Origin of the sequence: Corynebacterium testudinoris, from assembly GCF_001021045.1 — a bacterium.
Lineage (GTDB): Bacteria > Actinomycetota > Actinomycetes > Mycobacteriales > Mycobacteriaceae > Corynebacterium > Corynebacterium testudinoris.
Genome location: NZ_CP011545.1, coordinates 815,127 through 837,123, shown reverse-complemented (window position 1 = coordinate 837,123; position 21,997 = coordinate 815,127). Strand labels below are relative to the sequence as shown.

At 62.4% G+C, this 21,997-nt stretch carries 21 protein-coding genes; 9 read left to right on the top strand and 12 right to left on the bottom strand.

What is annotated here, in order from left to right:
- Positions 1–62 precede the first annotated feature (62 nt).
- Complete coding sequence (gene pth, locus CTEST_RS04090) at positions 63–608, top strand: aminoacyl-tRNA hydrolase (protein WP_047252661.1); 546 nt, start codon at positions 63–65, stop codon at positions 606–608.
- Positions 609–617: 9 nt separating this feature from the next.
- On the top strand, positions 618–1,445 hold the full coding sequence (locus tag CTEST_RS04085) for a fumarylacetoacetate hydrolase family protein (RefSeq protein WP_047252660.1): 828 nt from the start codon (positions 618–620) through the stop codon (positions 1,443–1,445).
- A 2-nt stretch (positions 1,446–1,447) separates the two neighbouring features.
- On the opposite strand, the gene CTEST_RS13655 is transcribed toward CTEST_RS04085, so the two are convergent.
- The 3 genes from CTEST_RS13655 to CTEST_RS04075 are packed head-to-tail and all read right to left on the bottom strand — an operon-like array spanning position 1,448 to position 4,105.
- On the bottom strand, positions 1,448–1,618 hold the full coding sequence (locus tag CTEST_RS13655; protein WP_158408146.1) for a hypothetical protein: 171 nt from the start codon (positions 1,616–1,618) through the stop codon (positions 1,448–1,450).
- A 14-nt stretch (positions 1,619–1,632) separates the two neighbouring features.
- A complete protein-coding gene (locus CTEST_RS04080; RefSeq protein ID WP_047252659.1) occupies positions 1,633–3,090 on the bottom strand; it encodes a glyceraldehyde-3-phosphate dehydrogenase in 1,458 nt (485 codons plus the stop codon).
- A 40-nt stretch (positions 3,091–3,130) separates the two neighbouring features.
- A complete protein-coding gene (locus CTEST_RS04075) occupies positions 3,131–4,105 on the bottom strand; it encodes a nitronate monooxygenase (protein ID WP_047252658.1) in 975 nt (324 codons plus the stop codon).
- 99 nt (positions 4,106–4,204) lie between these two features.
- On the opposite strand from CTEST_RS04075, the gene pth (CTEST_RS13525) reads away from it, so the two are divergent.
- From pth (CTEST_RS13525) to CTEST_RS04060, 3 genes are read left to right on the top strand one after another with little or no spacing between them, the layout of a single operon-like run.
- Positions 4,205–4,759 (top strand): aminoacyl-tRNA hydrolase, encoded by a 555-nt coding sequence (pth, locus tag CTEST_RS13525; protein WP_236686161.1) that lies wholly within the window; start codon positions 4,205–4,207, stop codon positions 4,757–4,759.
- A gap of 51 nt (positions 4,760–4,810) precedes the next feature.
- Complete coding sequence (locus CTEST_RS13260) at positions 4,811–5,080, top strand: helix-turn-helix transcriptional regulator (protein WP_083985417.1); 270 nt, start codon at positions 4,811–4,813, stop codon at positions 5,078–5,080.
- Positions 5,081–5,090: 10 nt separating this feature from the next.
- Positions 5,091–5,600 carry a hypothetical protein gene (locus CTEST_RS04060; protein ID WP_047252655.1) on the top strand — a complete coding sequence of 170 codons (510 nt, stop codon included), beginning with the start codon at positions 5,091–5,093 and terminating at the stop codon, positions 5,598–5,600.
- A gap of 110 nt (positions 5,601–5,710) precedes the next feature.
- Here CTEST_RS04060 and CTEST_RS04055 read toward each other — a convergent pair whose 3' ends face one another.
- Positions 5,711–6,256 (bottom strand): NADPH-dependent FMN reductase, encoded by a 546-nt coding sequence (locus CTEST_RS04055; protein ID WP_047254206.1) that lies wholly within the window; start codon positions 6,254–6,256, stop codon positions 5,711–5,713.
- A gap of 41 nt (positions 6,257–6,297) precedes the next feature.
- On the opposite strand from CTEST_RS04055, the gene CTEST_RS04050 reads away from it, so the two are divergent.
- Together CTEST_RS04050 and CTEST_RS04045 are read left to right on the top strand one after the other, a co-directional pair.
- On the top strand, positions 6,298–7,932 hold the full coding sequence (locus CTEST_RS04050; protein WP_047252654.1) for a peptide chain release factor 3: 1,635 nt from the start codon (positions 6,298–6,300) through the stop codon (positions 7,930–7,932).
- Position 7,933: 1 nt separating this feature from the next.
- Entirely contained in the window at positions 7,934–8,293 is a 360-nt protein-coding gene (locus CTEST_RS04045) for a hypothetical protein (protein ID WP_052844292.1), read from the top strand.
- Here the strand turns inward: CTEST_RS04045 and CTEST_RS04040 are convergent.
- The 5 genes from CTEST_RS04040 to CTEST_RS04020 all read right to left on the bottom strand — a co-directional run bounded on the left by CTEST_RS04040 (position 8,280) and on the right by CTEST_RS04020 (position 14,350).
- Positions 8,280–9,410: a Glu/Leu/Phe/Val family dehydrogenase gene (locus tag CTEST_RS04040; RefSeq protein WP_047254204.1), complete on the bottom strand. Its 1,131-nt coding sequence runs from the start codon at positions 9,408–9,410 to the stop codon at positions 8,280–8,282. The genes CTEST_RS04045 and CTEST_RS04040 overlap by 14 nt on opposite strands.
- A gap of 8 nt (positions 9,411–9,418) precedes the next feature.
- Positions 9,419–10,933 carry an L-piperidine-6-carboxylate dehydrogenase gene (gene amaB / locus CTEST_RS04035; protein ID WP_047252653.1) on the bottom strand — a complete coding sequence of 505 codons (1,515 nt, stop codon included), beginning with the start codon at positions 10,931–10,933 and terminating at the stop codon, positions 9,419–9,421.
- Positions 10,934–10,955: 22 nt separating this feature from the next.
- Entirely contained in the window at positions 10,956–12,329 is a 1,374-nt protein-coding gene (gene hglS / locus CTEST_RS04030; protein ID WP_083985416.1) for a 2-oxoadipate dioxygenase/decarboxylase, read from the bottom strand.
- A gap of 13 nt (positions 12,330–12,342) precedes the next feature.
- Positions 12,343–13,533 (bottom strand): NAD(P)/FAD-dependent oxidoreductase, encoded by a 1,191-nt coding sequence (locus CTEST_RS04025; RefSeq protein ID WP_144413216.1) that lies wholly within the window; start codon positions 13,531–13,533, stop codon positions 12,343–12,345.
- A gap of 127 nt (positions 13,534–13,660) precedes the next feature.
- Positions 13,661–14,350 (bottom strand): GntR family transcriptional regulator, encoded by a 690-nt coding sequence (locus CTEST_RS04020; protein ID WP_236686135.1) that lies wholly within the window; start codon positions 14,348–14,350, stop codon positions 13,661–13,663.
- Positions 14,351–14,582: 232 nt separating this feature from the next.
- Between CTEST_RS04020 and CTEST_RS04015 the strand changes: the two genes are divergently transcribed.
- On the top strand, positions 14,583–16,112 hold the full coding sequence (locus CTEST_RS04015; RefSeq protein ID WP_047252651.1) for an alanine/glycine:cation symporter family protein: 1,530 nt from the start codon (positions 14,583–14,585) through the stop codon (positions 16,110–16,112).
- A complete protein-coding gene (locus tag CTEST_RS04010; protein ID WP_047252650.1) occupies positions 16,109–18,940 on the top strand; it encodes an FAD-binding and (Fe-S)-binding domain-containing protein in 2,832 nt (943 codons plus the stop codon). Before CTEST_RS04015 ends, CTEST_RS04010 begins: the two co-directional genes overlap by 4 nt.
- Before the next feature lie 366 nt (positions 18,941–19,306).
- On the opposite strand, the gene CTEST_RS13815 is transcribed toward CTEST_RS04010, so the two are convergent.
- The 3 genes from CTEST_RS13815 to rraA form a co-directional block, all read right to left on the bottom strand.
- Positions 19,307–19,912, bottom strand: coding sequence for a hypothetical protein (locus CTEST_RS13815; RefSeq protein ID WP_236686134.1), 606 nt, complete (start codon positions 19,910–19,912; stop codon positions 19,307–19,309).
- A 60-nt stretch (positions 19,913–19,972) separates the two neighbouring features.
- The gene (locus CTEST_RS13810; protein WP_236686133.1) at positions 19,973–20,911 is read right to left on the bottom strand and encodes an LGFP repeat-containing protein; all 939 of its coding nucleotides are present in this window, start codon (positions 20,909–20,911) and stop codon (positions 19,973–19,975) included.
- A 529-nt stretch (positions 20,912–21,440) separates the two neighbouring features.
- Positions 21,441–21,941: a ribonuclease E activity regulator RraA gene (rraA, locus tag CTEST_RS04000; RefSeq protein ID WP_083985413.1), complete on the bottom strand. Its 501-nt coding sequence runs from the start codon at positions 21,939–21,941 to the stop codon at positions 21,441–21,443.
- Positions 21,942–21,997: the final 56 nt, after the last annotated feature.

The following is a 21,997-nucleotide window of genomic DNA, read 5'->3' as shown; positions in this document are numbered from 1 at the left end:
TTACCCCCGCTCAGGCGGGGGTTTTCCCGATTCTAGGGCCGGGTTGTGGTTTGCTGTAGGGCGTGACTGATTCCCCCCTCCTCATCGTCGGCCTGGGCAACCCGGGCGCGCAGTACGCCCCCACTCGCCACAATGTCGGTGTCATGCTTATCGACGAACTCACCTCCCGCACCTCCCCCATGCCCGCCACGTTGGCGGTGCACAAGCGCACTAACACGGAGATCGCCGAGACGCGGTTGGGTGGGCGTCGGGTGATCCTCGCCCGGATGCGGTCGTTCATGAACGTTTCCGGCGGGCCGGTGAAAGCCCTGGCGAATTTTTTCAAGGTGGAGCCTGAGAACCTCGTCGTGGTGCACGATGAGTTGGAGATGGATTTCGGTCAGGTGCGCCTCAAGCTCGGCGGCGGCGATCACGGCCACAACGGATTGAAGTCGGTGTCGAAGTCCTTGGGCACCAAGGAGTACCAGCGGCTGGCTATTGGCATCGGTCGCCCGCCGGGCCGGATGGATCCCGCGAGCTTCGTTCTCAAGCCCTTCACCAGCAAGGAAGCGGCCGAGCTTCCCTTCGTGCTTGGTGATGCTGCGGACGAATTGGAGAGAAGCTTGTAGAAAGGGAACATGCGCCTCGCCACTCTTCGCTCAGACCAAGGTACTTTCGCCGCCCGGATTGAATCTCCGGGCACGGCCATCCCCCTGGACGGCTATGCCGATGTGGGCTCGCTCCTCCAGGAGGCCGAGTGGCGGGAGATCGCCTCGCGGGAGGCTGAACCGATCGCCTTCGCCGAGCGTGACCTGGCCCCTGTCATCCCCCATCCCCGCAAGATCATCTGCGTCGGGGTCAACTACGCCGATCACATCAAGGAGATGGGCCGGGAGACACCGCGGGTGCCCACCCTGTTCATCAAGTTCGCCGACGCCCTCACCGGGCCGTTCGATGATGTCCTCGTCCCCGACTACGCCAGGAACGCCCTGGATTGGGAAGGTGAGCTGGCGGTCATCATCGGCCGGCGCGCCCGCCGAGTGGCGGCAGCCGACGCTTCCGACTACATCGCCGGATACGCAGTGATGAATGACTACACCATGCGCGATTACCAGTACCAGACCTTGCAGTGGCACCAGGGCAAGTCCCTCGAGGGCTCAGCCGGGTTCGGCCCGTGGATGACCACGGCCGACGACTTCGACTTCGGGGACAACCGGCTCACCACTCACCTCAACGACGAGCTGATGCAGGACGCCCGGATCGATGACCTCGTGTTCCAGCCAGCCACGCTCATCGAGCACATCTCACACATCTACCCGCTCGATCCCGGCGACGTCATCGTCACCGGCACCCCGGGTGGCGTCGGCCACGCCCGGGACCCGAAGCGCTATATCAGCGACGGCGATGTGGTCACCATCGCGATCGACAGGCTAGGCCGGATCGCCAACACCACCGTGTTTGAGTAGCGTCAGCGATCCAGTGGGGTAAACAGCCACCAGCGGTAAAGCTCCACGGTGTCGTCCCAGAGGTAGCGCGCCAGGTCTGGGAGCCACGTCATCGTCGAGGATGCTCGGTCGGACGTACCGAAGTAGGTGTCAAACATGTCCCGCAGGGTGACGATGGTGTCTGGATCAGGCATAGCGTTCATCTCCTCTAGCTCAGCTCAGCCGCTTCGATGCGGCGGGGGTAGATCTCCGGGCGGGCCCCGGCGACCTCTTCGACGATGCGCACGACCTGGTTGGAGTAACCGAACTCGTTGTCGTACCAGACGTAGACCACGAGGTGCTTGCCGGAGGCGATGGTGGCCAGGCCGTCAACAATGCCGGCATAGGTGGTGCCCACGAAGTCGGTGGAGACGACCTCCGGGGAGTGGATGTAGCTGATCTGCTGGCGCAGGTCGGAGTGCAGGGAGACCTTGCGCAGGAAGTTGTTTACTTCGTCGCGGTCCACTTCCTTTTCCAGCGTGAGGTTGAGCACGGCCATGGAGACGTCCGGGGTGGGGACGCGGATGGCGTTGCCGGTGAGCTTGCCTTCGAATTCGGGCAGCGCCTTGGACACGGCCTTCGCGGCCCCGGTCTCGGTGATGACCATGTTGAGGGTGGCGGCGCGGCCGCGACGGGTGCCCTTGTGGAAGTTGTCGATGAGGTTTTGGTCGTTGGTGAACGAGTGCACCGTCTCGACGTGCCCGTGCTCCACCCCGTAGCGATCATTGAGCACCTTGAGCACCGGCGTGATGCCGTTGGTGGTGCAGGAGGCAGCCGTGATGATCTTGTCTTCGTCGGTGATCTTGTCGTGGTTAATGCCGTAGACCACGTTGAGCAGGTCGCCCTTGCCCGGCGCGGTGAGCACGACGCGGCCCACGCCCTTCGATTCGAGGTGCTGGGACAGCCCCTCCCGATCGCGCCAGCGCCCGGTGTTGTCGACGACGATCGCGTTGTCGATGCCGTAGGCCGTGTAGTCCACCTCAGCCGGCGAGTTGGAGTAGATGACCTGGATCTTGGTGCCGTTGGCCCAGATCACGTCGTTGTCTTCGTCGATGGTGATGGTGCCGTCGAAGGCGCCGTGGACCGAGTCGCGGCGCAGGAGGGAGGCACGTTTAACCAGGTCGTCATCGCTGTTTTTGCGCACGACGATGGCGCGGAGGCGGCAGCCGCCGTAGGTGGCTTCGCGGGAAATGAGGATGCGGGCCAGCAGGCGACCGATGCGGCCGAAGCCGTAGAGGACGACGTCGGTCGATTCGTTGCTGGAGCGGGTGCCCACGATCTCTGCGAGTTCCTCGTCGAGGTAGGCGCGCAGGTCGGCGCCGCCGGACTTGGCGAAACCGGTGGCCAGGCGCCCGATGTCGATGGAGGCGGTGCCCAGATCCATGTCGGCGAGCTCGCGCAGAACCGGGATCGTCTGGGACAGCGGCATCTCATTGTCGGCGACGCGGCGGGCGTAGCGGTGTGCCTTGATGATGTCGATGTCGGTGGCCCCGACGAGCAGACGTCCGAAAATGGAAACGACGACGTCATGGTTGCGGTGAAGCTGGCCGATGAGCGGCAGCATCTCCTGGGCCAGGGCGATCTTCTCGTTCCAGTTGTTTTGCTCAGCGTGCGCGTTCGCGGTCACTGCGATCCTTCCAAGATGGGGCGGGTGTGCCCGTCCAACCTTAGTAAACTACCCCCTGGTGGGGGCCCAATCGGCGCAAAATCTCGGCCACAGAACCCCCACTGAGCTTTGCGACGTCCGTTCCCACCAGGCAGTAGGCATTTCCCACCGGATCCGCCTTCCGCAGCCCCGAAACCAGGGGTGAAAGATAGGGGTAGATCGCCGGCATATCCTCGTGCGTGCGGGAGAAGTCGGTGGCCAATCCGCGCGCCACTCGGCCCGAGAACGCCCGGCTGGCCACGGACTGCCCGCCCGCGGCGAGCAGTTCCCGGTTCGCGGGTGAGGTACCGGCTTCGTCGGCAAGCAAGAACGCCGAGCCGCACGAGACCGCAACAACGTGCGGCAGCTGCACAAGCTTATCGACGTCCCCCTTCCCCCGCACTCCGCCCGCCGCCACGATCGGCAGGTGCGTGCGCTCAGCTACCGCGCGGATGAGTTCTTCGAGGGGCCTACTGTCTGGTTCTTCCTCGACGGTCCAGGTCGAACGGTGCCCGCCAGCATCCGGCCCCTGCACGACGAGCGCATCGGCCCCCACCTCAGCTGCCGTGACCGCATCCTCGGGAGTGGTGACCGTGATCCACGCTGCGATGTCCCTCTCGTGCAGCGCGTCGATCTCCTCGGGAGCGAACGGCCCAAACGTCGACGACACCACCACCGGCGGATGCTCCGCTGCGAGAATCGCGGCGAACTTGGCGTCCCACTCATTGGAGTAATCCACCTCCGGGAGGGGCTCGCCTGGGGCGAGCTCGGCGGCGACCCGGCGGACGTCGATAAGCGAATCGAAGGGCTTCTGCTTAGCGAACAAGTTCACCCCATAATCCCCCTCCACCTGCGACATCCACCCAACAAGAGTGCTGGCAGGTCCGCCGCCGGGAGCGAGAAAACCCAGCGACCCAGCGCGCGCGGCGGCGCTGACCAACTCCGGGCTCGACGGGCCGCCAGCCATGGGTGCAACGAGAACTGTGGGGATCTTCATGGCTACAGGCTATGTGAGACACTAGCTTCCGTGTTCAACCTCTTTCGCCGCCTCCGCCGCCCCGCCGCCACTCCCCCAGTTGATCTCACCGCCGATTGGATCGTCGTGGGCTTAGGAAATCCGGGCGCCCGCTATGCCGCGACCCGGCACAACGTCGGCTACATGGCGCTCGACGACCTCCTCGCCCCCGGCGGCGATCTCCTCTCACCACTACCCGGAACCCCCGCCGAGGTCGCTCCCCTGAACATCGACGGCCACTCCGTCCTCGCCGTCCGCCCAACGACTTACATGAACCTCTCCGGCGAAGCCATCGCCCCCCTCGCCGAACGCCTCGGCATCGCGGCCGACCACATCATCGTCATCCACGACGAACTCGACCTCCCCGCAGGGAAAGTCCGCCTCAAACTCGGCGGCAACGAAAACGGCCACAACGGCCTGAAATCCACCACCGAGCACCTAGGAACCCGCGACTACCTGCGCATCCGCATCGGCATCTCCCGCCCGCCCGCCGGCATGCCCGTCCCCGACTACGTGCTCGGCACCGTCGACAGCGGCCCCGAACTCGACTCCTCGATCGCCACCGCTGCAGACGCGGTCCGATTGATCATTTCCGAGGGAATGCCGAAGGCGCAGAATGTGATTCACTCGCGCTAATGGGTGTCGGGCTGCTTGACATTCTGTTGGGTTTTTACAACACTTGGTGGCATGAGCCCAATCCGAAGAGGTGAAAAACTACCGATCCACAACCGGATCGGAGTCCTAAGAGCCGAACATGGCCTCAGTCGCGCAGAACTAGCCGAGCGCATCGACGTCAACCGACAGACGATCGGAGCCCTTGAACGAGGAGACCACTACCCCAGCCTCGACCTCGCGTTCCGCATCTGCGAAGAGTTCGGCGTCCCGGTGGAAGCCGTCTTCTCCCGCACTCCGTTCACGCCCATGTCCGCTGAGATCTACCGCAGTTCGCACAGCTAAGGAGAACGCCATGACCACGACAACCCACCTCACCTCGACCGAAGAGAAATTCCAACGGCGCGTCGATCAGCTCTCTCACTCGCTGCCCGCGTGGCGGACTCCCCAACGCCGTCAACTCCTCGTCCGAGGCCTCTGGGCGACGATTATCGCCATGGCCATCACGTCCCTCATCAGCTACTTCTGGTTTCCCATCGCCCTCGCTTGGGTCCCCCTGGGCCTGATGGGGATGGTGCTGTGGACCATGCTGCGCACGGTTATCGACTGCAAGGACACCGCCCCGCTCCGTTTTCTCGACGAATTCGAAGCCGAAGAACTGCTCAAGGCACGGTCCCGGGCGTTCAACTTTGTGTCGGGTGCACTGCTCGTCATGGCGTTCGTCTTAATCTTCGGAGCAGCCTTCACCGTCGGCGACGGTCATCGCCTTGCATTCGCGGTCGGCGGCTTCGGCATCTTCATCTTCATGGCTGGCAGCGTGATCCCGGCGGCTCGGATGGCTCGCCTCATGGACGACGAGGACTAGCCGCGCACGAAAAGTGCAATTCGAGAACCCTCATTAATCGAGTAGCTTCTTCCGCCCACTCGATTAATGAGTGAAGTCAAATCGCACTTTTGGGTCGACCACCCGCCGCCCTACTTGGCCAGCTGCGCAACCAACCCTTCGAGGTCTTCCAGCACCCGGGCGACTTCTTCGGCGCGGCGTTCCTGGGGTGCGAAGCCGTTGTCATCCGCATCGTGGAAGAGGGAGAGGGAGACCTGGTTGCGGACGTCGTACTGCTGGAAGTTGGCGACGATTTGGCGCCATTGTTCGACGGCGCGGACGCCTCCGTCGGCTCCGTAGGCGACGAAGGCGACGGGCTTGCCGCGCCATTCGGCTCCGAGGCTGTCGTAGGCGTTTTTCATGGGGCCGGGGACGCCATGGTTGTATTCCGGGGTGATGAAGACGAAGCCGTCGCAAGCGTCGACGGCCTGGGACCAGGCGGTGACGGCCGGGTCGTCGTACTGCTTGTTCGCTGCGCCGGGGACGGTGGCGGAGGTGAGGAGGGGGACGCCGAAGGCCTTGAGATCGATGAGCTCGTAGGTGGCTGGGCGGGCGTCGGAAAGCTCTTTGACCCAGTGGCCGACGGATTCGCCGAAGCGGCCTTCGCGAATGGACCCGATGACAATGCCTATTTTCATGGAGTTCATCGTACCGAGTTCACCGGCTACGCTGTTCAATCATGAGCACCACCACTACCGAGGCGTCGCGTCGCCGCACCTTCGCCGTCATTGCCCACCCCGACGCTGGTAAGTCGACGTTGACGGAGGCGTTGGCGTTGCACGCGCACATTATTAATGAGGCCGGAGCTGTCCACGGCAAGGGCGGGCGCAAGTCGACTGTCTCTGACTGGATGGAGATGGAGAAGGATCGCGGCATTTCCATTGCGTCGTCGGCGCTGCAGTTTGAGTATGCGCCTGAGGGGCATGTGGGCGAGCCGTACATGATCAACCTGGTGGATACGCCTGGTCACGCGGATTTTTCGGAGGATACCTACCGGGTGCTCACGGCGGTGGATGCGGCGGTCATGTTGATTGATGCCGCGAAGGGTCTCGAGCCGCAGACCCTCAAGTTGTTTCGGGTGTGTAAGGCGCGTGGGTTGCCGATTGTCACGGTGATTAACAAGTGGGACCGGGCGGGGCGGGAGCCGCTGGAGTTGGTCGATGAGATCGTTCAGGAGATCGGTTTGCAGCCGACGCCGCTGTTTTGGCCCGTCGGCATCGCGGGTGATTTCCGGGGCCTGGCGCGCGTGGGGGATGAGGGCGAGGTGGAGCAGTACATCCACTTCATCCGCACTGCCGGTGGTTCGACGATCGCCCCGGAGGAGCTCTACTCCCCCGATGAGGCGCTGGATAAGGAAGAGGAGTACTGGGAGACGGCGGTCGAGGAGACTGAGCTGCTCACGGCCGATGGCGCGGTGCATGAACAGGAGTTGTTCGAGCAGTGCATCACCTCCCCCCTGATTTTTGCTTCCGCGATGCTCAATTTCGGTGTCCACCAGATCCTGGATACCTTGTGCGCGATTGCGCCTGCTCCGCGGGAGCGGACGGGTGACGCGGCGGTGGTGGCGGCGTCGGCAAGCGCGATCGATGAGGTGCGCAAGGTCGACGATCCCTTCTCCGGTGTGGTGTTTAAGGTGCAGGCGGGCATGGATAAGAACCACCGCGATACCCTCGCCTTCATGCGCATTGTCTCCGGTGAGTTTGACCGTGGCATGCAGGTCACGCACGCGCAGTCGGGGCGCAGCTTCTCCACGAAGTATGCGCTGACCGTGTTCGGCCGCACTCGTGAGACGGTCGAGTCGGCCTTCCCGGGCGACATTGTTGGTTTGGTTAACGCCGGTTCGCTCGCCCCGGGCGACACTATTTTCGCTGGCCGGAAGGTGCAGTATCCGCCGATGCCGCAGTTCGCTCCGGAGCATTTCCGGACGTTGCGGGCGAAGTCGCTGGGCAAGTACAAGCAGTTCCGCAAGGCGTTGGAGCAGCTCGATTCCGAGGGCGTGGTGCAGATCCTGCGCAACGATGCCCGCGGCGACGCGAACCCGGTCATGGCGGCCGTCGGTCCCATGCAGTTCGAGGTCATGCAGGCGCGGATGGAAAATGAGTACAACGTGGAAACGCTCGCCGAGCCGATCCCGTACACCGTCGCCCGTCGCACCGATGCGGCCTCGGCGGCGGAGCTGGGTCGCCAGCGCGGGGTGGAGATTTTCACCCGCACCGATGGTGAGCTCATCGCCTTGTTCGGCGACAAGTGGAAGCTCGCTTTCGTGGAGAAGGAGCACCCTGAGCTGACGATGGATCCGATGGTGGCGGATTAACGTGGCGCTGTTTCGGCGGTCCACGCTTGTCGACGTCCCCGCGGGCATCGACCGAATCCCCGTCCCGGGGATTTCGGTGCACACCGCTGAAACAATGGTGGTTCTCACCATTGCGTCGGCCGCTTCCGCCCTGCTTATCGACGCCGTCGTCTCCCGCCGCCCGGCAGCCCTCACCGGGGAGAACGTGGTGGTCAACCTCGTTCCGGTGAAAGACCGGCGACTGAATCCCGCCTTCGACCCGGACCTGGGGTGGATCATCCCGCTCACTCCTGTGGTGGCGGAAGACCTCGCCCGGCAGGTGGCGGGCGGGCCGGGTGGCTACGAGATCGCCGGCCTCAACCTGGGCATCATTGTGGAATAAGGGACCCGCCGCGCAGCTCCATCGCTGCCCGCACCCGACGCTGGGCTAGGGCGCGGGCAGCCTCGTGGGTGGTGGCCCCCGACTCGCTTGCTTCCGCCAGGACGTCGTGCGCGTTGGAGCGCAGTTTCTCCGACACCATAGTGAAGATCTGGTCCGTGGGCGGCCGGAACGGGGAAAAGCGGTGCTCCATGGCGAAGGCCGCGCTGACCACTCCCCCGGCGTTGGCGATGAAATCGGGAACCACGGTCACACCCTTGTCGTGGAGGTAGCGCTGCGCCTCGGGGCTGGTGGGCAAGTTGGCACCCTCGACGATTAATTGGGCGCGCATCTTCCTGGCCACGTCCACGTCGATGACGTCTTGTAGTGCCGCCGGGACGACGATCTCCGCGTCTGCCAGCAGCTCTGCACCGGGATCGATCCTTGTTCCATCGCAATGCTCGACCAGGTCGTCGCCGAATTCTTCCCGCAGGCGGAGGAGCTCGGGGATGTCGAGGCCGCTGTCATCGGCCACGGCGCCCCGGGCGGTGGAGATCGCCACTACCGGGTAGCCGAGGTCGTGCAACCGGGCAGCCACGGCATGGCCGACGGCCCCGAAGCCCTGCACCGCGACCCGGGCCCCAGCCAGCCCCTGGAGGGCCGCTATCTCGTCGACGACTTCGGCGACGCCATAGCCGGTAACCCCCAGCTTGTCGTAGGGTACGCCGTTGAGTTCATAGGGCGTGCCCACCGCGCTGCCGCGACCGAGCTCATCATTGATGATCGCGGCGTCACGTTCCGTTAGCCCCATGTCCAGGCCGAATACGTACTCCTCGGGGACCTCGTTGCGCAGGCGGCGCACGAAGGATCGCAGGATGGCCTCCTTGTGGGGCGAGTTCGGATCAGCCTGGATTCCGGCCTTGGCACCGCCGTAGAAGAGGTCGACGGCGGCCCACTTCCACGTCATCACCCGGGCGAGGCGGGCAACCTCCGGAACCGAGACGGTGGGTTGCATCCGGGTCCCGCCCTTGCCCATACCCCGGGCGGTGTTGTCGATGACCAGCACGCCCTTCATCCCGAGCTTCGGGTCACTGACCGCCACGATCTTCTCAGGGCCCCACTCGTCCATGAGGCTGAACACATCTGCGGTCACAGGAATTTAACTCCCTGGGCCAGCGGCAGTTCTCCGGAGTAGTTGATGGTGTTGGTGGCGCGGCGCATGTAGGCCTTCCAGGAGTCGGAGCCGGATTCGCGGCCGCCGCCGGTTTCCTTCTCGCCGCCGAAGGCACCGCCGATCTCTGCGCCCGAGGTGCCGATGTTGACGTTGGCGATACCGCAGTCCGAACCCGACGCGGAGATGAACACCTCCGCTTCCGCCTGGTCGGTGGTGAAAATCGCCGAAGACAAGCCCTGGGGGACGGCGTTGTGGAGCTCGATGGCCTGGTCGAGGTCGGAGTACGTCATCACGTAGAGGATCGGGGCGAAGGTTTCCTCGCGGACGACCTCGGTCTGGGCGGGCATCCGGATGACGGTCGGCTCGACGTAGAAGGCCTCGGGCGCGTCATCCTCGAGAACGCGCTGGCCACCCACGAGCACCTCGCCGCCCTGCTCCACTGCCTTCGCGATCGACCCCTGCATGCCCTCAAAGGAGGCCCGGTTGATCAGGGGACCGACGAGAACGGACTCATCGCGGGGATCGCCGATGGTCAGGGTGCGGTAGGCGTCGACGATGCGGGGCATCAGCTCCTCGACGACCGATTCGTGGACGAACAGCCGCCGCATGGTGGTGCATCGCTGCCCCGCCGTGCCTGCCGCGGCGAACACGATGCCGCGCAGGGCCAGGTCCAGGTCGGCGCTGGGCGCGACGATCGCGGCGTTGTTTCCGCCGAGTTCGAGGAGGCAGCGGCCAAAGCGCTCGGCCACGCGGGGCCCAACCTCGCGGCCCATGCGCGTGGACCCGGTCGCGGAGACGAGGGCTACTCGCGGGTCCTCGACCAGTACGTTGCCGACGTCGCGCCCGGCGACGACGAGCTGGTGGATGTCCGCGGGTGCCCCGGTATCGGCCACCGCCCGGGCAAGTAGTTGGTGGGCGCCCATCGCGCTGAGGGCACAGAGCTCGGAAGGCTTCCACACCACGGTATCGCCGCACACGAGGGCAAGCGCAGTGTTCCACGAGTACACGGCCACGGGGAAGTTAAACGCGGAGATGATCCCGACCACGCCGATGGGGTGCCAGGTCTCCATGAGGCGGTGACCCGGCCGCTCAGAGGGCATGGTCTTGCCATAGAGCATCCGGGACTGCCCGACGGCGAAGTCGCAAATATCGATCATTTCTTGGACTTCGCCCTCGGCCTCCGACAGGGACTTGCCGGCCTCTGCCTGGACCAAGATGGCGAGGTCGCGCTTGTGCTCGGTGAGCAGTTCACCCCAGCGCTTGACCACGCCACCGCGGACCGGCGCCGGCACGTCCCGCCAGATAAGGAAAGCCTCTTGAGCCCGCTCGATCGCCGCGCGCGCCTGCTCAATGGAGGTCTCCTCTACCTGGATGAGGTTCTCGCCGGTGAGCGGCGATCGGGTCTGCAGCCCCGTGGCTACCTCGGGGGATTCGACCCCACAAGCCTTAAGTGCGGAAAGGACGAGGGTGTGCAGCTGAGAGGTGGTCATGGTGTTCTCCTAGGTGTGGTGGTTAGACGAGGTGGTTGCGAAGCTCGCGCAGTGATTGCTCTTGTTGCTGCTCATAGAGCTCATACGGGTCCGCGATGCGGGTGCCGATGATCTCCGACAGGCTCTCCGGCCCGTAAGCGCTGCCCTGCTGTTCGTTGTCCCTCGTGCCCGCGTCGGTGAGGTTGGACTGGAAGATTCCTGCCGCGGAACGCGGGAGGAAATCCTCGTAGACGATGGGGACGGCGCGGACGACGCGGGCGTCGATAAGCTCATTGAGGGAGCGGTTGTCGGCGGGCTGGGGGTCGCCAACCAGCTCGTAGGTGAAAAAGGCCAGGCCTTGGGCGCGCAGCTCCTCCTCGGTGCGTGGCAGATTTTCCCGCCACACCTCGACGGCGATGTCCACGCGCGTGGTGCCCTCCCCCGCTTCGGCGAGTCGACGATCAGTCTCCGCCAGCATCGCATCGTAGAGGTCACGGCCCTTGCGGGTGAGCGCGATTCCGCGCTGCTCCACCTCGCCGAAGCGTACGCGCAGGGAGCCTTCGCCGACGGTGCCATCGGTGAAGCGGAAGACGCGTTGCTCTTCGAGGGCGCGGAAGGAGGTCTGCCGGAGCAAGACATCCGGGCCTTCCCAGGCTGGCGGGCCTTGGACCTCATCGATCATCGTGATGCCCATGTCGCTCATGCGTCGGTAGAGATCATCGATGTCGAGGACGCGCGGGGTGAGGTGATTGATGTGGGTGGAGCTAATGCCCCCGATGTCGGCGGCGACTGCGGAGATCTTCTCCAGCTTGCGGTACCAGCCCTCGTCGACGGGATCGGTGGACAGCTCATAAGCCCCGGCGGCCAGCTCGACGAGCTTCTCCGCTTCGGTGTCCTCCAGCCCGCCTTCCGCCGCGGCCTTGTCGGCCAGGGCCAGGAGCTCCTCGCTGAACAGGGTCCGGGCAGCGAGGAACTCCCGCAATTCCTGCTGAAGCTCTGCGGTGAAGAACCGAGGGTCATCGACAGTAAGCATTGACGTAAACACCCGAAAGGGGTTGCGGGCCAACTCCTCGGGATCGATGGGCCGAAACGCCGTGGACACGACGGGGACCGAGGAACTGGAAGCCTCCCGCAGATCGTAGAAACCAACCGGGACCATCCCGAAAGCGGCGAACACCCGCGCGGCCTGCGCCAACTCCTCCGGCGTGCCCACCCGAATCGCCCCGTGGCGTTCGGCTGTGACCCGGTCGATGGAACCGAGACGCTCGGCGGTGTCCCCGTGGGCGGCGACGAAGTCCGCGTTCACCGCGGTGGAAACCTCGACGAGGGTGTCATAGGCGGGGACTTCCGTGCCGTACATCTGGGACAAAGCGACGGCGAAGCGGCTTCTCAGCTCCCACGTGTCGATAAAACCCATGCTTTCTTCCTTCCTAAATAATGTTGACTTCACGCAGACCGGAGTCAGCGCAGTTGAAACGATCAGCCGAGAACGGCTTCGGGTCCATGAAGGAGGACTTCCCCTCATACAGGTCCGTCACCAGCTCACCTGCCGCCGGGGCTTGGAGGAACCCATGACCCGAGAACCCAGTGATGTAGAAGAACCCCGGAAGATCGCTGGCCTCGCCGATCAGGGCGTTGTGGTCCGGGGTGTTTTCGTAATAGCCGGACCACCCAGCCTCCAGGTCAGGGTTTTCCAGGGAGGGCGCGCAAATGGAGGCTGCCGCGTCGAACTCTTTGAGCCACTCATAGGAGTACTCGCGGCAGAAGGCGCTCTTTTCCAGGTGGGAAATGCCCAGCAGCAGCCCGTTATAGAAGTTGTGAAAGTACATGGTGGTGGACAGATCGAGGGTGAAGGGGATCTGCGGGTAGGGCGTGGGTTGCTGCCGGGTGAGGCCGATCATCCGGCGGACGGGTTCGACAGGCAGGTCCACCCCCACCATCTCCCCGATGGCGGCGCTCCAGGCCCCGGCCGCGCAAATGACGGAGGAGGTCCGGATCTGACCGCGGTTGGTGATCACCGCGTCCACGCTGTCCCCGGTGCGCTGCACGTCCAGGACCTGGGTGCGATCCAGGATGGTCACGCCCAGTGCCAGGCACGCGCGGGTATATCCTTCGACGACCTTGGCCGGGGCGGCATGCCCGTCATTGGGGGTGAAGGAAGCGCCGGTGAGGGCATTGGCATTGAGGAACGGATTAATCTTGGCGGCTTCGCCGGGGCTGACCACGTGGGTCTCAATGCCGAGGTTCGCCTGGGTGACAGCCGAGGATTCCAGCTGTTCTAACTCTGCGCCGGTCCGCGCAAGGAACAGATAGCCCACTCGGCTGAGTTCGATGTCCACGCCGAAATCATCCTCGAAACGGTAATAGGCCTCGAGCGATCGCTTCCCCAGCAGCACGTTGCTCGGGTCTGAGAAGTTTGCCCGGATTCCACCGAGCGGTTTCGCCGATGAGCCGCTGCCCAAGGTGGACTGCTCGATGACGACGATGTTGGTGATGCCTCGCGCCGCCAGTTGCCACGCGGTGCTCATGCCCATGACCCCGCCGCCGATGATGACGACGTCTGCGGTGTCAGGTTGACGGGCGGTGTAGGTCAAGTCCAGAGGAACCATGATTTGTGCCAAGGTCTCCCTCCCTTCACTGCGTTCAAGAAAGGATTCGTATCTCACCGCTTAGCGGTTATCGATAACCATACGTGACGCGTGACACTTTGTCTCTAGAAATGTGAAAGATGGCGTCTGTGGAGAGGTGCTATGAAGCGACAGTCGGCTTGGCATAGGCCAAGTGACCAGCCATGATCTCCGTTGCGCGCTGCACATCGCGCGACACGATCGCGTCCGCCAGATCCACATGCTCCTGTGCCGTCCGACGCACCATTCCCGCCTCGCGCAGGTGCATATAGAAGCCGTTGATTCGAGACTGATCCCGCAGCCTCTCCACCATGTCCACCCAGCGATGATTCCCCAACAGCTGCACGACGTACATGTGGAATTGGTGATCTGCCTCCAGGTATTCCGACATGGAGCCGCGCTCATCGTCGTGGATGGCATCGACCGTGGCCTGGGCGAGATCACGGAGGCGGGCACCGGCGGCGCCGGAAAGCTGCATGCCAGCCACCCGACGCACCGCTTCCACCTCGATCAACCGGCGCAGCTCGTAGACTTCCAGCCGGTCGTCCACGCTGAGTTCGACCACCCGAAATCCTCGGTTGCGCACCAGCTCGAGCAGCCCCCGCTCGGACAGCGTCATCATGGCTTCCCGGACGGGGCTATTGGAAATCTCCAGGCTGCGAGCGAGGGCGTTGGCGGAATAGACCTCCCCCGGGGACATGACGCCGTCCAACAGGGCGCGGCGAATGAGCATTTCCGCGGAGTCTTTGAGGGTCATCTTCGACAGGCGAATGTCCTCCATGCCGCGCATGACACCCTCACCAACGTCCACCGTGACCACTCCCCTATCCTGTCCAGCACTTTCTGGAACCTTCCTGGGACTATACCGTGAGCGCCGCGATGCCCTCGGCGGCCCCAGGAAACTTTTCCCGTAATTCTACCCTTAGCGGTTATATATAACCTACAATAGGATCCACATCACATAAGGCTAGAACTTATGACCCCACTCACGAGCATCCGCTAAAGATTGCACCCACGAAGGTGCACCGAAGGGAGATCTCCCCTTGAGTACCACCATCACTCTCGCCCAAGAAGGCGCCCAACAAGGTTCCATCGACCAAACTCTCCAAAACGTCTTCGGCCCCATCGTCGACGCCCTCGAAGCCTTCGTATTCTCTGCCATCCCGATCGGCGAGGCAAACGTCCCCATCGTCGTCATCTGGCTCCTCGCCGCTGGCGTCTTCCTCACCGTGTACCTGCGGGTCCGGCCTTTCGGCGATGCCGTGCAAACCGGACGGGTGATCAAAGGGCAGCTGACCAGACGCTCCGATCCAGGTGAGGTGTCCTCCTTCCAGGCGCTGGCCACCGAGCTTTCCGGCACGATCGGCCTGGGCAACATCGCCGGTGTCGCGGTCGCCATCACCATCGGCGGTCCCGGTGCCGCGTTGTGGATCATCATCGCCGGATTGCTGGGAATGGCCGTCAAGCTCGCCGAGGCCACCCTGTCGCAGATGTTCCGCCGAGTAGATGAGAACGGCAAGGTATCCGGCGGCCCGATGTACTACCTCAAGGACGGACTCGCCTCCACAGGGCGGCCCAAGCTCGGATCCGCCTTGGCCTTCGTCTACGCCTTCTGCTTCATGTTCGCCGCACTCGGTGCCGGCAACATCTTCCAGTCCAACCAGCTAGCTGCGCACATCGTCGATACCACCGGCGGCGAGGCCAGCATTTTCGCCGGTCGCACGTGGCTCATCGGTGTCGCCCTCGCCGTGGTCACCGGCTTTGTCATCATCGGTGGCATCAAGTCCATCGCCAAGTGGACCAGCCGCCTCGTGCCCTGCATGTCCGCCATTTACGCCGTCTCCGTCATCATCATCCTCAGTGTGAACTTCACGGCGATCCCCGGCGCGTTCAAGCTGATCGTCACCGGCGCATTCAACCCGGAGGGCGTGGCCGGTGGCATCATCGGCGTGGCCATTATCGGCATCCAGCGAGCTTTGTTCTCTAACGTGGCTGGTGTCGGTACGGCTGGTCTCGCCCACTCCGTGAGTAAGAACCGTCGCCCCACCGAAGAGGGCCTCGTCGCCGCGTGGGAGCCGTTCATTGACTCCGTGATCGTCTGTACGATGACCGCCTTGGCCATTATCGTCACTGGTCAGTACCTCAACACTGATGCCGACGGCGTCGTCCTCACCACCAACGCGTTTGCCACGGTGCATGAGTACTTCCCGCTCCTGCTGTCCATCTGTATCGTCCTCTTCGCCTTCTCCACCATCCTCAGCTACTCCTACTACGGGCAAAAGGCTGCCGGTTACCTGTTCAAGGGCAACGCCAAGGCCGAGTGGGGCTACAACATCCTCTACCTCGTCATGATCATCGTCGGATCCGCTGTTTCCCTCGACACCGTTGTGCGCTTCTCCGATGCGATGTTCTTCCTCGTTGCCATCCCCAACCTCCTCGGCATTTACCTCCTCGCCGGCCCGCTCAAGCGGGAGATCGAGGGTTACCGGGAGGATGCGCGCTGCGGCCGCATCAAGATCGTCGACAAGGAGGACCGGGCTCCCCTGCTCGGGGGTTCTACGACACCGTCATGACACCACCTCTCCCCCGCCACCTGCGGCGCGACATGCCCACCCGCGCCGCGTACAGCTCCGACGCTTCCGTCTACCGCCGAGTTCCCGCTGCCATCGTGGAGCCCGAGTCCGTCGATGATATTCGGACGGCGGTGGTCTATGCCCAGTCACGCGGATGGCCGATCATCGCCCGCGGGGGCGGGTCGTCCGTGGCAGGCAATGCCATCGGGGACGGGCTGATCATTGATACCTCGCGCCACTTCAACCGGATCATGTCCATCGATCCGGAGGCACGCACCGCCACCGTGGAGCCGGGCGTCGTCTGCGACCAGCTTCGCGACGCCGCCGCAACATTCGGCCTCACCTACGGCCCGGACCCGTCCACGCATTCGCGCTGCACCATCGGTGGCATGGCGGCAAACAACGCCTGCGGCTCCCATTCGGTCGCCTATGGCACCTCTGCGGACAATCTCGTCGCCGTCACCCTCCTGCTTGCCGACGGCCGCGAAGTCCAGTTCACAGCCAAAGGCTGCGATGATCCGGGCATCGATGCGCAGTTGCGGAAGCTCGCTGCGGACAACCGTGACCTCATTGCCGCCGAGTTGGGCCGCTTCCCCCGGCAGGTGTCTGGGTACGGCCTGCACTACCTCGCCAGCGATGCGGCGAAGGCCATCGCTGGAAGCGAAGGCACCCTCGGCATCATCACCCAGCTCACGGTCTCCTTGGTGGAAAAACCCCACCACACAGCCCTGGCGGTCCTGGCCTTTGACACGGTGTTCGACGCCGCCCGCGCTGCTGTCCGAGCGCTCCTCCCCGGTGTCGCCACCGTGGAAGGAATGGGCGGCGACCTCCTGGCGGCGTTGCGCTCGAAGAACGGCCAAGAACACGCCGGAGAGATGCTGCCCGGCGGAGAAAAGGCAGGCGGGTGGTTATTTTGCGAGACCTCCGGCGCCACCTTGGCGGAAGCACTCGCCCTGGCCCAGACCGTCACCGATGAGTGCGCGCCAACCGACTCCCTCATCGTCTCGGACCCGAAACAAATGCGGGAACTCTGGTGGATCCGAGAGGCATCCGCAGGCCTGGTCACCCGCCTACCCGACGGCAGCGAAGCGTGGCCCAGCTGGGAAGACTCTGCCGTTCCCCCGGAGCATTTGGCCGACTACCTGCGTGACTTATACGCCCTCATGGAAAAGCACGGGCTTCGCGGCATCCCCTTCGGGCACTTCGGTGAGGGCTGCGTCCACGTCCGGATCAGCTTTGACTTCTCCACCGACGAAGGAGTCCGAGTCTTCCGCCAATTCATGGAGGACGCCGCCGTTCTGGTCACGTCCTACGGCGGATCCCTCTCCGGGGAACACGGGGACGGTCGCGCCCGATCCGAACTTCTCGGCCACATGTACTCCCCCGAGATGTTGGCACTGTTTCAACAATTCAAAGCGATCTTCGACCCCACCCGGGTATTCAACCCCGGAGTGCTCGTCGACCCGGACGCCGTCACTCAAGGAATTCGCCTGGACCAGGGACAGCGGTCTTTGGAGATCACCCCGATCCACGCCCTGAGCCACGACCAAGGCAGCCTCATCAACGCCGTCAACCGCTGCGTCGGGGTATCCGCCTGTCGCTCGGCGAGTGACGCAATGTGCCCCACCTTCCAACTCACCGGCGATGAACTGGACTCCACCCGAGGGCGAGCCCGCGTGCTTTCCGAAGTCTTCCGCGGCGAGAGCGTCGACGTCGACGATGCCATCGAGGCCCTTGACCTTTGCCTTTCGTGCAAAGCGTGCGCCTCCGAATGCCCGGTCAATGTCGACATGGCCACGTACAAAGCGGAACTGCTCCACCATCGCTACGACAAACGCCGCCGCCCCATGGCCCACTACGTCATGGGCTGGCTGCCCATCTCCGCATTCCTCATGCAGAAGATTCCAGGAGCAGCCCGCCTGGTCAATGCGGTGTTCGGCGTTCCACGCCTCGCCCGCACCGTCGCCACCGTTGCCGGATTGGATGCGGGCCGACCCCTCATCCGCTTTGCGAATACTCCACTGCGCCGATGGTCAAAGAAGCGAGCACACACAGGTGGCGGTTCCCGAGTGGTGCTGTGGCCGGATACCTTCAATTCCTCCCTCGACACTGGTGCCTCGACCGCCGCGGTCGAGGTGCTCGAACGCCTAGGATTCGACGTCATCATTCCGCGGGAGTTCGTCTGCTGCGGCCTCACCTGGCACTCCACCGGGCAACTAACCACCGCCCGAAAGGTGCTGCGCCATTCCGCACGGGTCATGCGCCCCTACCTGGACGAAGGATTGCCAGTCATCGGGCTAGAACCCTCCTGCACCGTCATGCTGCAACGCGAAGCAACCGAACTCAGCGATGACGTCGACGTCGCCCGACTATCAGCCGCGGTCATCCCCTTCGCGGACGTGATCGCCCCGAGGATCACTGAACTAGTCGAAGAGGGATTGCTCGAAGCGGGGAACCTATCTGTACTCACTCAGGTCCACTGCCACGAAAGGTCCCTGGGCACTCCCGAGAACACCTCTGCGTTGCTTGACGCGCTGGGAATCAACGAAGAACAAATCCAGACCGGCTGTTGTGGGCTGGCAGGAAACTGGGGATTCGAAAAAGGCCACGCAGAGATGTCCTTCCAGCTCGGCGAACGAGAACTATTCCCCCGCGTCCGTGCCACGGAGGGCGACGTCCTCGCCGACGGATTCTCCTGCCGCACCCACATCGAGCAAGGAACAGGCGCCCAGGCGAAGCACGCAGCCGAGCTCGTCCTGGATGCATTGGTGCGCGCCGGCAGGCAAAAACCGATAGAGCCGCTCTCATTTAGGGCCAGATTATTTTGACTCAGGATTCCCATACGGGCGAGACTTGTCTCCAATCGATGTGACGAGACTCAAGATACATCCGGCCAATATAAACCCGCTGACCTGCATTTGAGTTGCCCAATTCCCGCCATCCCCAACAGTAACCAGGAAAATGGTGAATGAAACTGCAACCAAGCAATGTAAGACGAGACGACTATGTGCTCGTAACCGATGCCTATTTGATGACATAGTCTCCACGGCCCAGTTAAACGCTGAGAGGATGAGGTAGAATGCGACCCCAGCTAAAAATCCAGGCACCATATAAATCATTCTTTTTCCTTTCAGCTAACAGAGCTGAGCGATTTGCTTCAGCACAAGAAACCCTAACATTTCAGGCAGATCACCTCAAGGATTCATCAACTCCTGGGCCGACTCGTTCGGCGCTTCAGTAATAACCTCATCATTCTCGATACCTCTAGTTCCGGATTCCTCGTTCTCAAGATTTTCCAAACCGCCGCCATTGTTATCCTGCGGTCCCGTCTCCATTCTCCGAGATTCTTCCGGAATGGAAATAGAGGAGGGATTTGCTGTTCTGAGATACTCCTCCAATTCAGCATCATCAGTGCCCACCGGAAACAAAGGTACCTTGTTCGTAATTCTGGAGGTGTCTACATTTGCCGGATCAATGACGTCTACCTCTCCCCCGGGGTCGAGTGGGGAGGAAGGTGTCAACTGCGGAGAAATAGCTCGGAATGATTGAGCGGGAGGAGTAAATTTGTCACTAGTGATATAAGTGGTCGACGCGTTGTTGATCCGATTCTGCAGGTTTTTCGAGAAAGTCGACCATGAATACCGAGCAATGGTTTCCGAGTTAAAGGGGCCAAGGTAGGACGCTCCGGACACTGGTCCAGATGCCTGCACTCGAAGACGGATGTTTGTCGCCCCATTGTAGTAATAAGTGGTGAACTTAAAGTTGATCAGACGATCAGCGCCCTCGGGGTGCCCCTCCAAAGAGCGGATGCTAAATCCATCCGCAGAAATTGCTTCGATCCGAATTGGCGAGTCTACACCTCACACTGTCTCTAGGTCGCATTCTGCCCCAACGTAAAGTTGCCCAGGACAACCAGTGAACGTGAAATACTGATTAAAATGTGTTATGACTTCTCTATTTATCGATTGCGGTGTCCAGCGCTCATCCTGGTCAAATAGTAGATACTGCTGGTCGTAGCTCGCATAGCCAGGCCTATATGGAGCGAGCTGCGACGAATTCGAAGGGACCCATTGGAGGTTTTGCCCCTGGAAGCTTTGCTGGATCCCTCCGCCACTAACTTGATATTCTTCGCCCGTAGGAAAGCCGAAACGGCTGTTTTCCCATCCGACCTTTGCCCAATAGTCACGGATTCTCCCTTGGACAGTGTGAGCACCAGTCGCAGCACTCCAATAGATAGAGCCACCCTGAAAATGATTGTATTTTCCTGCTCCGTTAGGGGTAAATCTCTCATCTGTAGTGGGCAATCCGAGTGACCCCGCTTCCCAATCCTTAGTGGCCCAGCGGTCACGGATCGCGCCTTGGACGGTATGCGCACCGGTCGCAGCACTCCAATAGATAGAGCCACCCTGAAAATGATTGAAACGTCCACCCGCGGTGCGAGTTGGGAGTTCATCTGTGGTCGGATATTTTAGATGTCCATGTTCCCAGTTGTAGTCCGCCCATTTGTCTCGAATCTGCCCTCCGATTTGGCGAGCAGTCCCGTTCGATACTGAAGGATGCCAGTAGATCGAAGCGTTGTGCTGAAAATACTGAAATTTCCCGCCGTTAGCAGCATTTCGTTCTTCGGTATTAGCGTTTCCAAAGGTCGTGTAGCCGCCAAGCCTGTTGTAGGTATCGAGAATTCTTCCTTTCACCCAATAGCCGTGAAATTCGTCAGCAGTGGCCACGGAGGTAGCAATCAAAGAAAGCGAAAAAATAACGCTGAGAGCAGATATGACTAGGTACTTAAGCTTCATCATTTTCCTCACATTGGCGTACGGTTGGCTGAATTAGGATCAGCATAGCAGGTCACGGAGAGCATTGCGCGTGGAAAATGGGTGTTGGGCCCGTTTGCTCATTCGATTTCATAGTGTGTTGTTCCAGTCCTGCAACTGATCAAAGGGATTGGGACACTGCAAGATAGAGTTTCTAAGGTTTCGAAATGCGTGGTGTCGCCAGATTTTTAGTGGTCGCGGACCAAGCTGCGCAGGGTTTCACGGTTGAGTCCGAGTTATTCAGCAAACTGACCAGCTGCCCCATGAGCGTTGGTCGGGTCGGATTGGGCGTGGATGACGATTTTGATATCGCTTGGTTCGAATTCGTCCGGGCACTACTTTGACATTGAGAGGTTCGGTGGGATTCGCAGATTTGTCGGCTCCATTAAACACGGCACATAATGCGGCTCATTAGGCGTCTGCTAGCTCTGAGAAAAGTACGTTCCTGACGCATTGTCCATCCTGGTCACGCCGTCCCACCCCAGAGCCAAGTAGCCGTCAATCTCTCGGGAGACTAATCCGCGGGTGCCTCCACCGGCGCCTCGGTGACCACGATGCCGTCCGAATCGGCGTAGAGGATGTGCCCGGGGACGAAGTCGACGCCGCCGAAGGAAACGGTGACGTTTTTGTCTCCGACCCCGTCCTTGGCGGACTTGCGGGGGTTCGTGCCCAGTGCCTTGGTGCCAAAGTTCATGGTGCCGATGACGGCTGAGTCGCGGATGGCTCCCAAGATCACGACGCCGGCCCAGCCGTTGTCTACTCCCGCAGCGGCGATCATGTCGCCCATGAGGGCTGTGTGCACGGACTCCGAGCCGTCGACGACGAGCACGCCGCCCTCACCAGGGCTGTTGAGGGTTTTCTTCACCAGACCGTTGTCGTGGAGGCACTTAATGGTGGTGATCGGCCCGCAGAAGTCGGTTACCCCGCCGAAGTCGCCGAATTGGGTATCGCAGGAGCGGACGTCGTCGCCGATGATGTCAACGAGGTCGGCGGTGGGGATGAAGGTGATGGTCATGATGGGTCTACCTTTCAGCGAGAGTAGGAGAAAGCCAACAGCGGCGTGCGCCGTGA

Bases quoted from the DNA above. Each gene is read 5' to 3' on its own strand.
- CTEST_RS04085 (WP_047252660.1), top strand. From the start codon at position 618: ATGCGCCTCGCCACTCTTCGCTCAGACCAAGGTACTTTCGCCGCCCGG.
- CTEST_RS13655 (WP_158408146.1), bottom strand. From the start codon at position 1,618: ATGCCTGATCCAGACACCATCGTCACCCTGCGGGACATGTTTGACACC.
- CTEST_RS04075 (WP_047252658.1), bottom strand. From the start codon at position 4,105: ATGAAGATCCCCACAGTTCTCGTTGCACCCATGGCTGGCGGCCCGTCG.
- CTEST_RS13260 (WP_083985417.1), top strand. From the start codon at position 4,811: ATGAGCCCAATCCGAAGAGGTGAAAAACTACCGATCCACAACCGGATC.
- CTEST_RS04060 (WP_047252655.1), top strand. From the start codon at position 5,091: ATGACCACGACAACCCACCTCACCTCGACCGAAGAGAAATTCCAACGG.
- CTEST_RS04055 (WP_047254206.1), bottom strand. From the start codon at position 6,256: ATGAAAATAGGCATTGTCATCGGGTCCATTCGCGAAGGCCGCTTCGGC.
- CTEST_RS04050 (WP_047252654.1), top strand. From the start codon at position 6,298: ATGAGCACCACCACTACCGAGGCGTCGCGTCGCCGCACCTTCGCCGTC.
- amaB (WP_047252653.1), bottom strand. From the start codon at position 10,933: ATGACCACCTCTCAGCTGCACACCCTCGTCCTTTCCGCACTTAAGGCT.
- hglS (WP_083985416.1), bottom strand. From the start codon at position 12,329: ATGGGTTTTATCGACACGTGGGAGCTGAGAAGCCGCTTCGCCGTCGCT.
- CTEST_RS04010 (WP_047252650.1), top strand. From the start codon at position 16,109: ATGACACCACCTCTCCCCCGCCACCTGCGGCGCGACATGCCCACCCGC.
- CTEST_RS13810 (WP_236686133.1), bottom strand. From the start codon at position 20,911: ATGATGAAGCTTAAGTACCTAGTCATATCTGCTCTCAGCGTTATTTTT.
- rraA (WP_083985413.1), bottom strand. From the start codon at position 21,941: ATGACCATCACCTTCATCCCCACCGCCGACCTCGTTGACATCATCGGC.